This window comes from Streptomyces sp. H27-H5, assembly GCF_026627505.1.
GTDB lineage: Bacteria > Actinomycetota > Actinomycetes > Streptomycetales > Streptomycetaceae > Streptomyces.
Genome location: NZ_JAPNLK010000009.1, coordinates 1 through 13,269, shown reverse-complemented (window position 1 = coordinate 13,269; position 13,269 = coordinate 1). Strand labels below are relative to the sequence as shown.

The 13,269-nt window shown below is 75.1% G+C and carries 12 protein-coding genes; 4 read left to right on the top strand and 8 right to left on the bottom strand.

The features are described from left to right. Positions 1-91: 91 nt before the first annotated feature. The gene (locus OTB19_RS05970) at positions 92-2,812 is read left to right on the top strand and encodes a phosphodiester glycosidase family protein (protein WP_267796959.1); all 2,721 of its coding nucleotides are present in this window, start codon (positions 92-94) and stop codon (positions 2,810-2,812) included. A 12-nt stretch (positions 2,813-2,824) separates the two neighbouring features. Here the strand turns inward: OTB19_RS05970 and OTB19_RS05965 are convergent, their stop codons facing one another. From OTB19_RS05965 to OTB19_RS05955, 3 genes are all read right to left on the bottom strand, one after another. After that, positions 2,825-4,750, bottom strand: coding sequence for an ABC transporter permease (locus tag OTB19_RS05965; RefSeq protein WP_267796958.1), 1,926 nt, complete (start codon positions 4,748-4,750; stop codon positions 2,825-2,827). Between the two features lie 197 nt (positions 4,751-4,947). Then, the gene (gene modA / locus OTB19_RS05960) at positions 4,948-5,775 is read right to left on the bottom strand and encodes a molybdate ABC transporter substrate-binding protein (protein ID WP_267796957.1); all 828 of its coding nucleotides are present in this window, start codon (positions 5,773-5,775) and stop codon (positions 4,948-4,950) included. 178 nt (positions 5,776-5,953) lie between these two features. Then, positions 5,954-6,349: a TOBE domain-containing protein gene (locus OTB19_RS05955; protein WP_267796956.1), complete on the bottom strand. Its 396-nt coding sequence runs from the start codon at positions 6,347-6,349 to the stop codon at positions 5,954-5,956. Positions 6,350-6,483: 134 nt separating this feature from the next. On the opposite strand from OTB19_RS05955, the gene OTB19_RS05950 reads away from it, so the two are divergent. Next, positions 6,484-6,858, top strand: coding sequence for an RNA-binding S4 domain-containing protein (locus OTB19_RS05950; protein ID WP_267796955.1), 375 nt, complete (start codon positions 6,484-6,486; stop codon positions 6,856-6,858). A gap of 29 nt (positions 6,859-6,887) precedes the next feature. On the opposite strand, the gene OTB19_RS05945 is transcribed toward OTB19_RS05950, so the two are convergent. The 3 genes from OTB19_RS05945 to OTB19_RS05935 form a co-directional block, all read right to left on the bottom strand. Beyond that, a complete protein-coding gene (locus OTB19_RS05945; protein WP_267796954.1) occupies positions 6,888-7,295 on the bottom strand; it encodes a PTS-dependent dihydroxyacetone kinase phosphotransferase subunit DhaM in 408 nt (135 codons plus the stop codon). Continuing rightward, on the bottom strand, positions 7,292-7,897 hold the full coding sequence (gene dhaL, locus OTB19_RS05940) for a dihydroxyacetone kinase subunit DhaL (protein ID WP_267796953.1): 606 nt from the start codon (positions 7,895-7,897) through the stop codon (positions 7,292-7,294). The genes OTB19_RS05945 and dhaL overlap by 4 nt, the downstream gene beginning before the upstream one ends. 279 nt (positions 7,898-8,176) lie before the next feature. Further along, positions 8,177-8,719, bottom strand: coding sequence for a GNAT family N-acetyltransferase (locus tag OTB19_RS05935; protein ID WP_267796952.1), 543 nt, complete (start codon positions 8,717-8,719; stop codon positions 8,177-8,179). A gap of 94 nt (positions 8,720-8,813) precedes the next feature. Between OTB19_RS05935 and OTB19_RS05930 the strand changes: the two genes are divergently transcribed. Both OTB19_RS05930 and OTB19_RS05925 read left to right on the top strand, forming a co-directional pair. Next, complete coding sequence (locus OTB19_RS05930) at positions 8,814-9,068, top strand: hypothetical protein (RefSeq protein WP_267796951.1); 255 nt, start codon at positions 8,814-8,816, stop codon at positions 9,066-9,068. Between the two features lie 107 nt (positions 9,069-9,175). Further along, positions 9,176-9,820 (top strand): fasciclin domain-containing protein, encoded by a 645-nt coding sequence (locus OTB19_RS05925; RefSeq protein ID WP_267796950.1) that lies wholly within the window; start codon positions 9,176-9,178, stop codon positions 9,818-9,820. Positions 9,821-9,987: 167 nt separating this feature from the next. On the opposite strand, the gene OTB19_RS05920 is transcribed toward OTB19_RS05925, so the two are convergent. Next, positions 9,988-12,165: a protein kinase domain-containing protein gene (locus tag OTB19_RS05920; protein ID WP_267796949.1), complete on the bottom strand. Its 2,178-nt coding sequence runs from the start codon at positions 12,163-12,165 to the stop codon at positions 9,988-9,990. A gap of 5 nt (positions 12,166-12,170) precedes the next feature. Next, positions 12,171-13,103 carry a serine/threonine protein kinase gene (locus OTB19_RS05915; RefSeq protein ID WP_267796948.1) on the bottom strand — a complete coding sequence of 311 codons (933 nt, stop codon included), beginning with the start codon at positions 13,101-13,103 and terminating at the stop codon, positions 12,171-12,173. Positions 13,104-13,269: the final 166 nt, after the last annotated feature.

Genomic DNA, 13,269 nt, shown 5'->3' with positions numbered 1-13,269 from the left:
CGGCACCCGGCCGCCCGGCGAATGGCTGAACACGCCGCTCCCGGCCCGGGTCGTGCCCCGGGGCCGCGCCGGGCCGCGGAATCCTTCCCGGGTGTCGATCCTCCGGCCGCCCCCGGTGGCCCTGCTCGCCCCGCTGCTCTGCGGCGCCCTGCTCGCCGGACCGCCGGCCGCGCTCGCCGCGGAGGTCGACGACGGCATCGAGACCGCCCGCACCTCCCGCCCGGTGGCCCCCGGAGTGCGGCTGGAGTCGTACGACCGGCTGGAGAGCGACCGTTGGCTGCGCGTCGACGAACTCGTCGTCGACCTCGCCGCCCCCGGCGGGGTACGGGCCGAATACCTGGGCGGGCGCGGGGCCGAGACGGTCGCCGAGGCCGTCGCCCACCACCCGGCCGGGCCGGGGCGCCGCGTCGTCGGAGCCGTCAACGGGGACTTCTTCGACATCCGGGGAACCGGCGCCCCCCTCGGCCCCGGGGTGCGGGGCGGCCGGCTCCTGCACTCCGCCTCTCCCGGCCCCGGCGGCGGCGCGGCCGTCGGATTCGCCGCCGACGGCAGCGGCCGCGTCCTGCGCCTCGGCCTCACCGGGAGCATCACCCTGCCCGGCGGGGCGGTGCGCACCCCGGCCGGGTACAACGCCGCCCGGCCACTCGCCGAGGGCTTCGCCGTGTATACCGCCGACTGGCCCGGCTCCGTCCTCCCGGACACCGGGCCGACGGTGGAACTGCGCGACGGCCGGGTCGCCGTCGCGGTCGCGGTACCGGTCCTGCGGCGTCCCGCGCGCCGTGCACGCCCCGCTCCCGGCACCACCCTGCTGGCCGCGGCCGGGGCGGCGGCGCCCGAACTCGGCGCGCTGCGCGTCGGGGATCCCGTGAGCGTCACCGCCGCGCCGCTGCCGGAGGCCGGACCGGCACCCCTGGCGGCCGTCGGCGGGCGGGAGCCCCTCGTCGTGGCCGGAATCCCGCAGAACCACGACGGCGAACCGAACAACACCGCCGCCCCGCGCACGGCGGTCGGCCTCTCGCGGGACGGCCGGTCGCTGCGGCTGGTCACCGCCGACGGCCGCATGCGGGCCAGCGGCGGGCTCACCCTGACCGGGCTCGGCCGCATGATGCGCCGGCTCGGGTCCCACGAGGCGCTCAACCTGGACGGCGGCGGCTCCTCGACGCTCCTCGCCGCACTCTCCGGCGCGACAGGCCCGATCCTGGAGAACACCCCGTCGGACGGGAAGCCCCGCCCGGTCCCCAACGGCCTCGCGCTCACCGCCCCGATGGGCTCCGGGCGGCTCACCGGCTACCGGGTCGAGGCCGCCGACGGCGCCACCCGCCTCTTTCCCGGACTGACCCGCACCCTGACCGCCACCGGCCACGACTCCGCGCTCGGCCCGGCCCCCGGCACCCCCTCCTGGTCGGCCGAGGGCGCCGGCCGGATCGGCTCCGAGGGGGTCCTGCGCGGGTCGCGGCCGGGACCCGTCACCGTACGGGCCCGCACGGACCGGCCCGGAGGCCGCCCGGCCGAAAGCGGTCGGGCCGAGGGCTCGTTGGCGCTGGAGGTGCTCGGGCCGCTGACCCGGATCCGCCCGACCCGGGACCGGATCGGGCTCGCCGACCGGACGGAGAGCGCCGGTTTCGACCTGACCGGGTACGACGCCCAGGGCCGCGCGACCACCGTCGAACCCCGGGACACCGCCTTGCGGTACGACCGCTCCCGTTGGCGGGTCGCCCCCGACGGCCGGGGCGGCTTCACGGTCCGAGCCCTGGTCGCCCGGGCCACCGGGCGGCTGCGCCTCACCGTCCCGGCCACCGGCGCCACCGCCGAACTGACCGTCGGGGCGGGCTTGGACGCGCTGCCCCTCGCCGACCTGGAGGACGCCGGCCGCTGGAAGGGCACGGGTGCGGCCGCCGCCCCGGGCGAGGGCCACCCGGGCACCGGGATCGCCCTCACCCTCCCCGCCGCCGCCCCGACCGCCACCGCCGCCGCCCCCCGGCCGATCCCCCTGCCGGAGCAGGCCCGTTCGGTGTCCCTGTGGGTCCGCGGAGACGGATCCGGGGCGCGCCCGGCGGTGCACCTGACCGACGGGGACGGGGCCGGTCTCACCCTGCGCGGCCCGGCAGCGGACCGGTCCGGCTGGCGCCGGATCACCCTGCCGCTGCCGGCGACGGCCGAGCGACCGCTGCGCCTCACCGGCCTGTCGGCCACCGAGGGGGGCGGCGGCCCGGCCCGGTTGCTGCTGGACACGCTGACCGCCGAGACCCCGCCGACCGGGGCCGCCCCGAGGGTCACCCTCCCCCCGGACCCGGTCGTGTCGACCCCCGCCGGGGTACGGGCGCGGCCCTGGCGGTTCGCGGTCTCGCCGGACGGGCGGGCGCCGGGCGCCGGCGCGGACTTCGTCCTCGCCGGGGTGGACGGCCGCCCGGGCTTCACGCACCGGGGCGTGCGCTTCGTGCCGCTCGACGGTCGCCGCCGTACGCTCGACGCGGGCGGCGGGCTGGACCGGATGCGGGTCCTCGCCGAAGCCCTCACGGCCGCCGCACGGGAGCCTGGTACGGGCGCGGTGGCCGTCGTACAGCGGTACGCGCCGGGCATCGTCGACCGGAACGAGGCCGCCCTGCTGACCCGGCGCCTCGCCGAGTTCCGGCGCGCGAGCGGCAAACGCGCGGCCCTGTTCACGCTCGACGCCCCCCGCTTCGCGGCCGGTCGCACCGAGGGCGTGCCGACCGTCACGGTCGGGCGCGCCGGCCGGACCCTGATCGGGGTCGACGCCTTCGCGGCGGGGGAGTGGCTCTCGATCCTGCCCGGCTCGGCGACGGCGCCCTGACGCGGGCACCGCTCAGAGCGACACCAGCGTGATCTCGGTGGCCTTCACGCTGCACCAGACGGACGCCCCGTCGACGACGCCCAGTTCGGCGGCCGCCTCCGGGGTGATCTCCGCGACCAGGTCGGGCACTTCGGCCGACGCGACCAGCACGCGCAGTCGGCTGCCGGTCGCGGTGATCTCCCGTACGGTCCCGGACCAGACGTTGCGCGCGCTTCCGCTCGGGCGCTCCCGGTGCAGCGACACGGCCTCCGGGGCGATGATCGCGAGCGCCGACGCCCCCTCGGCCTGTGTCTCCGGCACCACGAGCCGGCCGCCTCCGGCGAGGGCCAGTCCGTGTGCGGTGGTGGTGCCGGGCCAGGCGTTGCGGCCGAGCATGCGGGCGACCCAGGGGCTGCGGGGGTGGCGGGTGACCTCGGCGGGCGGGGCGTCCTGGAGGGTGTGGCCGTCGGAGAGCACGAGGACGCGGTCGGCCAGCGACACCGCCTCGACGGGGTCGTGGGTGACGATGAGGCAGACCCCGCCGAAGCCGGCGAGGTGGGTGCGCAGGGTGTGGCGGACGCGGGCCCGGGTGGTCTGGTCGAGGGCGGCGAGGGGTTCGTCGAGGAGGAGGAGCCGGGGTCGGGTGGCGAGGGCCCGGGCGAGGGCCACGCGTTGGGCCTGGCCGCCGGAGAGCTGGGCGGGTTTGCGGTGGGCCAGGTGGCCGACGCCGAGGCGGTCGAGCCACTGCCGGGCCTCCGTACGGGCGCGGGCGCGGGACGTGCCGTGGGCGCGGAGTCCGTAGGCGGTGTTGGAGAGTGCGGTGAGGTGCGGGAAGAGGGCGCCGTCCTGGGGGACCCAGGCGACGTGCCGTTTGTGTGCGGGCAGGGCGGTGACGTCGGCGCCGCCGAGGGTGAGTCGGGCGTGGGCGCGGGGGGTGAGTCCGAGGAGCGCGCGCAGGAGGGTGGTCTTCCCGGCGCCGTTCTCGCCGACGACGGCGATGGTGGTGCCGGGTTCGGCGTCGAGGGTCAGCCGGTTGAAGCCGGTCACCTCGGCGTGCAACGCCCAGCGGCCGTCGTCCTGGGCCGCGGCCGGCGGTGCCTGCGGAACGTGGGCGGCGGGGGAGTCCTCGGGCGCCGCGGGGGTCTCGGTGTCCTTGCGGGCGACGGGGGTTCCCGTCCACCGCCCGCGCAGGGCGATCAGTACGCCCATGGCGATCGCGAGCAGCAGCAGCGACACGGACGTGGCCGCCTCGGGGCTGTCCTGGAGCAGCAGGTAGACCTGGAGCGGCAGGGTCTGGGTCTCGCCGGGCAGGTTCCCGGCGAAGGTGATCGTCGCACCGAACTCGCCGAGCGCGCGGGCCCAGGTGAGCGCCGCTCCGGCGACCAGGCCGGGGGCCACCATGGGCAGGGTCACGGTGAAGAACACCCGGACCGGCGAGGCGCCGAGGGAGGACGCGGTCTCCTCGTAGCTGTGCTTCAGTCCGCCGAGCGCCCCTTCCAGACTGATGACGAGGAAGGGCATCGCGACGAAGGTGGCGGCGACGACGGCGCCGGAGGTGTGGAAGGGCAGCGTGATGCCGAAGGTGTCCTCCAGCCAGGGCCCGAGGAGGCCGCGCCGGCCGAAGCCCAGCAGCAGGGCCACACCGCCGACGGTCGGCGGCAGCACCATGGGCAGCAGGACGAGTGAGCGGACGAACGCCTTCCCCTTGAACTCCACCCGGGCCAACAACCAGGCCAGCGGCACCCCGAGGACCAGCGAGAGCCCGAGGGCCCAGAAGGACACGACGAGCGAGAGTTCGAGGGCCTGGACCACGTCGGGGCTGGTCAGGTGGGTGGTCAGCTCGGCCCACTGGGTGCGGGACAGGATGCCGACGAGGGGCAGCAGCAGGAACGCGACGGCGAGCAGGGCGGGGAGCGCCAGGGCCACGGGCGGCCTGACACGGGTACGGACTCTGGTCATGGGGGGTTCCTGGCTGGGGGCTTCGCCGGGTGGGAAGCGTACGGCGACGGGGGCGGACGGCGCGGCAGGTCGGGCGACACGCGCACGGGACACGCGCACGGGACACGCGCACGGGACTCGCGGACGGGACAAGCCGAGAGGGGCCGCCTGTCCCCCCGGACCAGGCAACCCCTCTCGGCATGCGGGCGCGGGGCCCGTTACGGCTTCTGGAAGCCCGCGTCCTGGAGGATCTTCTGCGTCTCCGGGGTGCTCAGCCAGGCGACGAACGCGGCAGCGGCGTCGGCGTTCTTGGAGCCCTTGAGCGAGGCGGCCGGGTAGGAGGCCACGGCGTTCTGCCCGTCCGGGATGTCGACGACGGCGACCTTGTCACCGGACTTGAGGGTGTCCGTCTTGTACACGAGACCGGCGTCGGCCTCGCCCAGCTCCACCTTGCTCAGCACGGCGCGGACGTTGGGCTCCTGGGAGACCGGCTTCACCTCGACCTTCTGGGCGTCGAGGATCTGCTTGCTGTAGCGGCCGACGGGGACCTCGGGCGCGGCGAGCACGACCTTGATCTTGGTGTCGGCGAGGTCCTTCAGCTCGTCGATCTTGAACGGGTTGCCCTTGGCGCTCGCGATCACCAGGCGGTTCTTGGCGATGACGGTCGGGCTGTTGGTCTCGGCCTTGAGGCCGTCCATCGTCTTGGTGTCCGCGGTGACCAGGGCGTCGGCCGGGGCGCCCTGCTTGACCTGCGCGGCGAGTTCCTGCGAACCGGCGAAGGAGAACGTGACCTCCGTGCCCGGGTGCGTCTTCTCGTAGGCGGCGCCGGCGTTCTTGAAGACGTCGGTGAGGGAGGACGCGGCGAGGACGGTCAGGTTCGCGGCCTTGGGGGCGGCGGACGTCGCGGAGGAGGGGGCGGCGCTCGGGGAGGAGGCCGACTCGTCCTTCTTGTCGTCACCGCTGCCGCAGGCGGCCAGGACCGGTACGAGCAGGGCGGTGGTCAGGGCTGCGGCGACGGTACGACGGCGGTTCAGCGTCGGGGACATGAGCAGGGGCTCCTCGGTCGGGTCGGCGGCCGGCCTGGTGCCGGGACCGCGTGGTGGTGACCCGCGCCGGTGACGGGCGGAGCGGGTGGGGACGTTCGGTGGTGCTGAGCGGTGGTGCGGGGACCGCTGATCGGCGGCGGGTCGGTCAGGGACGCACCGACCCGCCACGAGGGAGGGATCAGGTGCGGTCGATGTGCACACTGGTGGACTTCACGCGGGCGGTGGCCTGCATGCCGACTTCCAGTCCGAGCTCCTCGACGGCCTCACGGGTGAGCAGGGAGACCAGACGGTGGGGACCCGCCTGGATCTCGACCTGGGCGGCCACGTCGCCGAGCTTGACGGCCGTGACGATGCCCGGGAAGGCGTTGCGCGCGGAGGTGTAGGGCTCCTCGTCCTCGGTGTGGGCTCCCTGGCCCACCTCGACGGAGAAGGCGGCCAGGGCGCGGCCGTCGATCAGGCGACGACCGCCCTCGTCGCGATGGGTCGCGACCCGGCCGGCGTCGGCCCAGCGACGCGCCGTGTCCGGGCTGACGCCCAGCAGACGCGCGGCCTGTCCGATGGTGTAGGACTGCATGGGCGACAAGGTAGGGGCACTTGTCCCGCATTTGCAATTCCATTGGGCCGATGTACATGGCAGATGCCATGGCAATTGTTGTTTCCGCCAAAAGCCATTCCGGGTTTCCCCGAGCCGCTCGTTAAAGTCTGGGCATGGCTGAAGAGGGATCGGGAACAGTTCGGGTCGACGCGTGGATCTGGGCCGTGCGCCTGACGAAGACCCGCTCGACCGCGGCGACCGCCTGCCGGGCGGGCCATGTGAAGGTCAACGGGGAACGCGCCAAACCGGCGCAGCCCGTACGGGTGGGGGACGAGGTGCGGCTCTTCCACGCGGGGCGCGAGCGCATCGTGGTGGTGCGGCGGACGGTCGCGAAGCGGGTCGGCGCCCCGGTGGCCGCCGAATGCCTCACCGACAACAGCCCGCCGCCCACGCCCGTCGAGGTGGCCGTGGTCGGCATCCGGGACCGCGGTGCGGGACGCCCGACCAAACGGGAGCGCCGCGAGATCGAGACCCTGCGCGGTCGCTAGAGCCACCCCGTCGGAGCGTGCCGGGGGGCTCAGGCCTTCCGGTACGCGTACGCCTCCTCGGCCGCGGTCGCCACCGCGTCGAGGGGGGCTCCGGTGGAGGCGGTCACCACGGCCGCCACCGCCCCTTCCAGGAACGGCGCGTCGACCAGTCGGCTGCCCTCGGGCAGTTCCTCGTCCAGCAGCAGTGACTTGACCGAGAGCACCGAGCTGCCGAGGTCCACCAGGATCGCGACGCCCGCGCCCCGGTCCACGGTCCGGGCGGCCGTCACGATCAGCTCCGGGTCGGTGCCCAGGCCGCCGTCGGGGCCGCCGCCCGCCGTGGCGACCAGGGCCGTCGCGCCGCCCGCGGCGAGACCGGTGGCCAGCGCGGCCACCGACTCCGCGACCTCCCTGCTGTGTGACACCAGGACGATCCCGACCAGCGGCTCGGCGCTCATCCGCGCGCCTCCGAGACCTCGGCCAGGGCCCCCAGCAGCAGCGCCGACGAGGTGGCTCCCGGGTCCTGGTGCCCGATGCTGCGCTCGCCCAGGTAGCTGGCCCTGCCCTTGCGCGCCTGGAGCGGCACCGTCGCCAGGGCCCCGTTCTGCGCGGCCTCGCCGGCCGCACGGTACGAGGTCGCGAGCGCCGCCACCCCCGGCACCAGCGCGTCCAGCATCGTCTTGTCGCCCGGCGCCGCCCCGCCGAGCTGGGCGACCGCGCCCACTCCCGCGTACAGGGCCTTGCGCAGATCCTCGTCGGAGACCTCGGCGGCGTCGCCCAGCTCCTTGCCGGTGCGGCGCAGCAGCGTTCCGTACAGCGGTCCGGAGGCGCCGCCGACCGTGGAGATCAGGGTCCGGCCGGCGAGTTGCAGCACCGCGCCGGGCGTCCCGGGGCTCTGCGCTTCGAGGGCCGCCCGCACGGCGGCGAACCCCCGCAGGAGGTTGCTGCCGTGGTCGGCGTCCCCGATGGGGGAGTCGAGCTCGGTCAGCCGGTCCGCCTCCCGTTCGACGACGGCCGCGACGGCGTCCATCCAGCGTCGGAAGAAGTCTGCGTCACGCACCGGAATCTCCTCGCCTCACGTCCACCGGGGCAGTCCTTCCACCACCCTACGGTGACCCCGGCCCGAGGGCCCCGACGCGGGGCACCGCGTGGCGCACTTGCCGGCACGCCTCGCCCGCCTCCCGGTGGACGCCTTCCCCGCGTCCCGTGCGAGGGGAAGCGGCGCATCCTCGCCGGGGGCGGCGAGGACCTCGCCCGTGTCCGGCCTCGCCTGCCCCGTCGCTCGGTACGTCGATCACCGAGTCGTGGACGTGACACCCCGTCGGCCGAGCCTCCTCGCCTATCGGGTCGCGCGCCCCGGGCCCGTGTCCAGGAGGATCCAGTGGTCGTCGGGCACCCCTGACGGCGCCCCCGGAGCGCGGACGGGACGCCGCTCCTCGTACCAGGCCTCGCGGCCCACGACCTCGTCGGCGATGCCGCGCCAGAACCGGGCGGCGCCCGCGTTGGCCTCCTGGAAGGCGATCGCCCAGCGCCCCGGCCGGGACCGCAGCAGCTCCAACGCCGCCCGCCGGCCCAGGCCCCGCCTGCGCAGCGCCCGTACGACGAAGAACGCGGAGATCGACGTCGCCCCGTCCTCCGTCGGCCGGGTCAGGACGAAGCCCGCCGGCGTCGAACCGTGGGTGATCAACTGGACCGTGCGCCCGGGTTCGCTGAAGAAGAGGGGCAGCGGACGGAAGGCGAACTTTCCGTCGGGCCCCGGCAGGAAGTCGAGGAACTCCGACATGTCGTGCCGGTACAGCTGAGCCAACCGCTCCACCACGGGACGCAGTTCCTCGGTGACGGGAAGGAGCTTCAGGGGCGCTTCGTACGAGGTCGAGTCCATCCGCGGATTCTCGCAGGACGTCAACCCGATGATCGGTTGTCATCCGAGAGGAGGAATGACCAATCCACCCGTCCGCCCGTGCCGAAGACGGGGTGTGAGCGACAACGGCAGCACCATCGAGCGCGACGCCCCGGCGGCGCCGACCGTCCTGCCGTCCGGAGTACCCGTCCGGACGGTGGTGACCCGTCGGGGTCTCCCGTCGGCGACGGGGCACTCCGCGCGGGCCTCGGCGGCGTCGGGTACTCCCGACCGGCCGGGCGCGGCGCCCACCGGTGCTCCCGGCCCGGACCGCAGACCCCCCACCGGCCGCGCGAGCCGCCGGTACACGGTCGTGGTTCCCGCCGGCTGACCCGCCCGGCGGCGGTGCCGCCACCCCCACTTCGCTCCTTCCGTACCACCCCCATGCCTGATCCCCCCCCGCATCACCCCCAGATGAACCCAAGGAGAACAACCGTCATGATGGCTCTTCGTTTCCGCCGTACCGCCGTCGCCGTCGCCGCCGCATCGGTCCTTCCCTTCGCGCTGGCCGCCTGCTCGGACTCCGGTGAGAAGTCGAGCGCCGGCAGCGCCGCCTCCGAGCAGGCCACCCCCGGCACGGACGCCGCCTCCACGCCCGCCATGGCGATGGACGCCCCGTTCGGCCCGGCGTGTGCGGGTGTGCCGAAGGAGGGCGCCGGCTCCTTCGACGGGATGGCCAAGGACCCGGTCGCCACCGCAGCCTCCAACAACCCCGCCCTGTCCACGCTGGTCGCGGCCGTCAAGCAGGCCGGACTGGTCGACACCCTCAACAACGCGAAGGACATCACCGTCTTCGCGCCCACCAACGACGCCTTCGCGAAGATCCCGAAGGCCGACCTGGACAAGGTCCTCGCCGACAAGGCCATGCTCACCAAGATCCTGACCTACCACGTCGTGGGCCAGAAGCTCGCTCCCAAGCAGCTCGACTCGGGCTCCTTCGACACCCTGGAGAAGGGCAAGATCACCACGGCCGGCTCCGGCGAGGCCTACAAGGTCAACGGAACCTCCAACGTGGTCTGCGGCAACGTCCCCACCTCCAACGCCACCGTCTACATCGTCGACACCGTCCTGATGCCCAAGTAGCACCGGCCTGCGCGAGGGTGCGCGCGAGGGATGAGCGCACGCCGTGCGGCTCCGGACTCCGGGGCCGCACGGCGGTTTTCGCCTGCCGGTCCACCGGACGAGGCGCCGACGACGGGGCCGGGGCCGGGGCCGGGGCCGGAGCAGGCGACCGGGCCGGGGACCGGGGTCTAGGACATCGGCAGGGCGATCGTCTTGCGCGCCTCCACGCCGTAGAGCAGCTCGCCGTCCGAGTCCGCGGAGAGGCACACGGCCGTGCACGTGTACCGCCAGGCGGGGCGTCCCGTGCCCAGCTCGACGGCCCGCAGCCCGATCGTGTCGATGTCGTACACGTACGCGGCGCCCACCACCGGTGCGGCCTCCCCCGTGGTGAGGGTGTCCTTCCGGGTCTTCTCCGCCCATTTCCCGGCGCCGGTGCGCGCGTCCACGCCGACGAGCCCGCGTCCGCCCTCCGCGGCGTAGACGACCCCGTTCCGGACCGCGGGGATCCCGTAACGACGTTGCCCCTGGGCGTTGTTCCCGAGGTCGCGGTCCGCGCCGAAGGACCACGCCACGCCTCCGTCGGTCAGCCGCACGGCCTGGAGGGCGTCGGCGCCGAAGTAGACGTGCTCGTCGTCCGCCGTGAACCCGTAGGGCGGCTCACCCGGGACGATCAGGGTCTTCTCCCACCGCTGCCTTCCGGTGGCCGGGTCGCGCAGGGTCAGCGTCAGGCCGTTCATGGCCTGCGCCTTCCCGCACACCAGCAGCCCGCCCTTCGTGAGATCGGCGAGGAGGTAGACCCTGTCGTACTTTCCCGAAGGCGCCTGCGCCGGCTCGCGCCACAGTTCCTTTCCGGACGCCAGGTTCGCGGCCAGCAGGAACCACGCGTCGCCCGACACGGCCTTCGCGTGGAAGTAGGCCGTGCCGTCGCGCACGCACAGCAGTTGGTTCCTCGGCTCGCCGCCGTCGAAGGCGGCGAGCGTCAGGACGGGCGGCTTCTTGTCGTCGACCGCGCGCGGGACGGCGACGAGGGCGAGGGCCTTGTCCGCGTCGGTCGACATGCGCAGGATGTAGGTGGCCTTGCCGTCGACCGCGACCCGTGTGGCGTCCTCGACGTCCTCGGACCAGTCGTACCTGCCCGTCTTCACGTTGATGCCGGTGACGGCCGATCCGCCGGGATGTACGAGAACGTCCCCGGTACGGGTCGGTCCCGCGCGGCGGCTCGTGTGCGCGATCTCCTTCGCCCACAGCGCCGAAGGGCCCCCGGGCAGCGGGGGTTCGGCCGTCTGCGCCTCGTCTCCGCGGCTCGCAAGCCAGGCCCACAGCCCGCCGCCGGTGAGGGCGGTGCCGGCGGCCGCGCCGCCCCACGCGAGCAGTCCGCGGCGGGACGTGCCGCCCGGCGGTGCGACGGTCGGCGGCTCCGTCGAGAAGTCCGAGGCGGATGCCGGGAGTCGGGCCGGCGGCTCCTCCCAGACGGCCGCGCCGCGCCGGGCGATGTCGGCCAGCACGGCGGGCGCGAGCCCGTCGGCGAAGACACCGCCCGCGGGGGCGAGCCACCGGGCCAGCTCGGCCGTCGTGGGCCGTCCGGCGGGATCCTTGTCCAGGCAGCGTGCGAGCAGCGGCAGCAGTGCCTCGGGGACGCCGGTCAGGTCCGGTTCCGCGTAGCGCACCCGGTACAGCAGGTCGGCGGCCTGACCGCCGCCGAACGGGCCGTGCCCGGCCGCCGCGAAGACCAGTACGCCCGCCAGCGCGAACACGTCGCCCGCCGGCGTGTGGTCGAGTCCGCCGGCCTGCTCCGGGGACATGAACGCCGGGGTGCCGGTGGCCGCGCCGACGCGCGTCAGCCGCTCGTCCCCGAGGGCCCGCGCGATGCCGAAGTCGATGACCTTGGGCCCCTCGGCCGTGATCATGACGTTGGACGGCTTGAGGTCCCGGTGCACCACGTCGGAGCGGTGCAACTGGCCGAGCCCCAGGGCGAGATCGGCGCCCAGGTTCCGGACGCACACCTCGGACAGCGGTCCGCCGAGCCGGACGGCCTCGTCGAGCTGCGGGCCGATGACGTACTCGGTGGCCAGCCAGGGCGTCCTCGCCAGCGCGTCGGCCGCGAAGACGGCCGCACCGTACCTGCCGCCCATGACCCGGGCCGCGTCCGCCTCCAGTCGAAAACGGGTACGGAAGGCCGGGTCGGCGGCGATCCTGGCGTGCACGGTCTTCAGCGCCACCGTCCGGCCGCGCGGCGAACGGGCCAGGTAGACGGTGCCCATGCCGCCGCTGCCGAGCCGGGCGAGCAGCCGGTGGTCGCCGAGGTGCGGGGGATCGTCGTGGGTGAGCGGCGCGAGGGGGGAACGGTCGGCCGGGGTGGCGGGCATCGGGGTCAGTGCACCTTCTGGGTGACCGTCGGGAACGGCGGGGGGAGGGTGGGCTCGGCGGAAGGCAGTTCGGCCGCCAGGAGTCCGGCGGACTGGGCGGCGAGCGCGGCGACGACCCGGCCCGGCAGGGCGGCCGGACCGGCCGGAGCCGGGGTTGGCGCGCCGGGCGGGGCGTCGGCGACGTGCGCGGTGAGCCCGTGGAGCAGTTCCCGCGCCGACCGCGGCCGGTCGGCGGGCGCCGACGCGAGACAGGTTCCGATCAACCGCCGCAACCCCGGAGGCAGTTCGCTCTGCTCGGGCACGGTGTGGCCCGTCGAGGCGTAGGCCAGTACGGCGCCGAGCGCGAAGAGGTCGCCCGGCGGCGTGGGCCGCCCGCCGGAGGCCTGCTCCAGGGCCAGACAGCCCGGGTCGAGGCCGGGCAGCCCGGAGCGACGCGTCCCGTCGGGGGCGGCGGCCCGTACGGCACCCACACAGGTCAACAGCGGTCCGTCCGCCGTGAGGAGGACGGCCGCCGGCGACAGCCCGGCGTGGGTGAACCCCCGGTCGTGCAGGTCCGCCAGGCCCTCGGCGAGGTCGGCGCCCAGTCGGCGCACGAGGTCTTCGGGCAGCGGCCCGCCGTACGCGGCGAGCGCGGCCGGGAGGGGCAGCACGGGCGTGTAGGGGGCGGTGGACCAGGGGGATCCGGCGGCGCCGCCGACCTCCGTGACGGGGAGCAGACGCGGCGCGCGGAGGCGCCGTGCGCCCTCGGCCTCGACCGCCCACCGGGACGGGTCGGCGCCGACGCGCGGCAGACACAGCAGGACGGTCCGCCGGCCGTCGGCGGTACGGGCGAGGAACCGGCGCTCGGGCAGGCCGCGTTCCGCGGATTCGGCGTCCAGCCGCGCCAGGACCACGTACGGCCCGACGTGTGAGGGGTCGTCCTGACGTAGGCGTTCCATGCGCGAGGTCCCCCGGGGTCGGCTGATGGCCCACCGAGCCTAAGTGGTCTGCGTCGTAAGTCCTTCGGGGGTTGATCACGCGGCCTTGGCGGCGGAGGATTCTTCTGGGTGATCGGCGGTGTGCTGGTCGAGCCTGGCCAGGAGATCGTCCAGGTCGGAGGTGGTG

Excerpts from the sequence above, each read along its gene's own strand:
- OTB19_RS05925 (WP_267796950.1), top strand. The coding sequence starts at position 9,176 with ATGATGGCTCTTCGTTTCCGCCGTACCGCCGTCGCCGTCGCCGCCGCA.
- OTB19_RS05965 (WP_267796958.1), bottom strand. The coding sequence starts at position 4,750 with ATGACCAGAGTCCGTACCCGTGTCAGGCCGCCCGTGGCCCTGGCGCTC.
- modA (WP_267796957.1), bottom strand. The coding sequence starts at position 5,775 with ATGTCCCCGACGCTGAACCGCCGTCGTACCGTCGCCGCAGCCCTGACC.
- OTB19_RS05915 (WP_267796948.1), bottom strand. The coding sequence starts at position 13,103 with ATGGAACGCCTACGTCAGGACGACCCCTCACACGTCGGGCCGTACGTG.
- OTB19_RS05950 (WP_267796955.1), top strand. The coding sequence starts at position 6,484 with ATGGCTGAAGAGGGATCGGGAACAGTTCGGGTCGACGCGTGGATCTGG.
- OTB19_RS05955 (WP_267796956.1), bottom strand. The coding sequence starts at position 6,349 with ATGCAGTCCTACACCATCGGACAGGCCGCGCGTCTGCTGGGCGTCAGC.
- OTB19_RS05945 (WP_267796954.1), bottom strand. The coding sequence starts at position 7,295 with ATGAGCGCCGAGCCGCTGGTCGGGATCGTCCTGGTGTCACACAGCAGG.
- OTB19_RS05920 (WP_267796949.1), bottom strand. The coding sequence starts at position 12,165 with ATGCCCGCCACCCCGGCCGACCGTTCCCCCCTCGCGCCGCTCACCCAC.
- OTB19_RS05935 (WP_267796952.1), bottom strand. The coding sequence starts at position 8,719 with ATGGACTCGACCTCGTACGAAGCGCCCCTGAAGCTCCTTCCCGTCACC.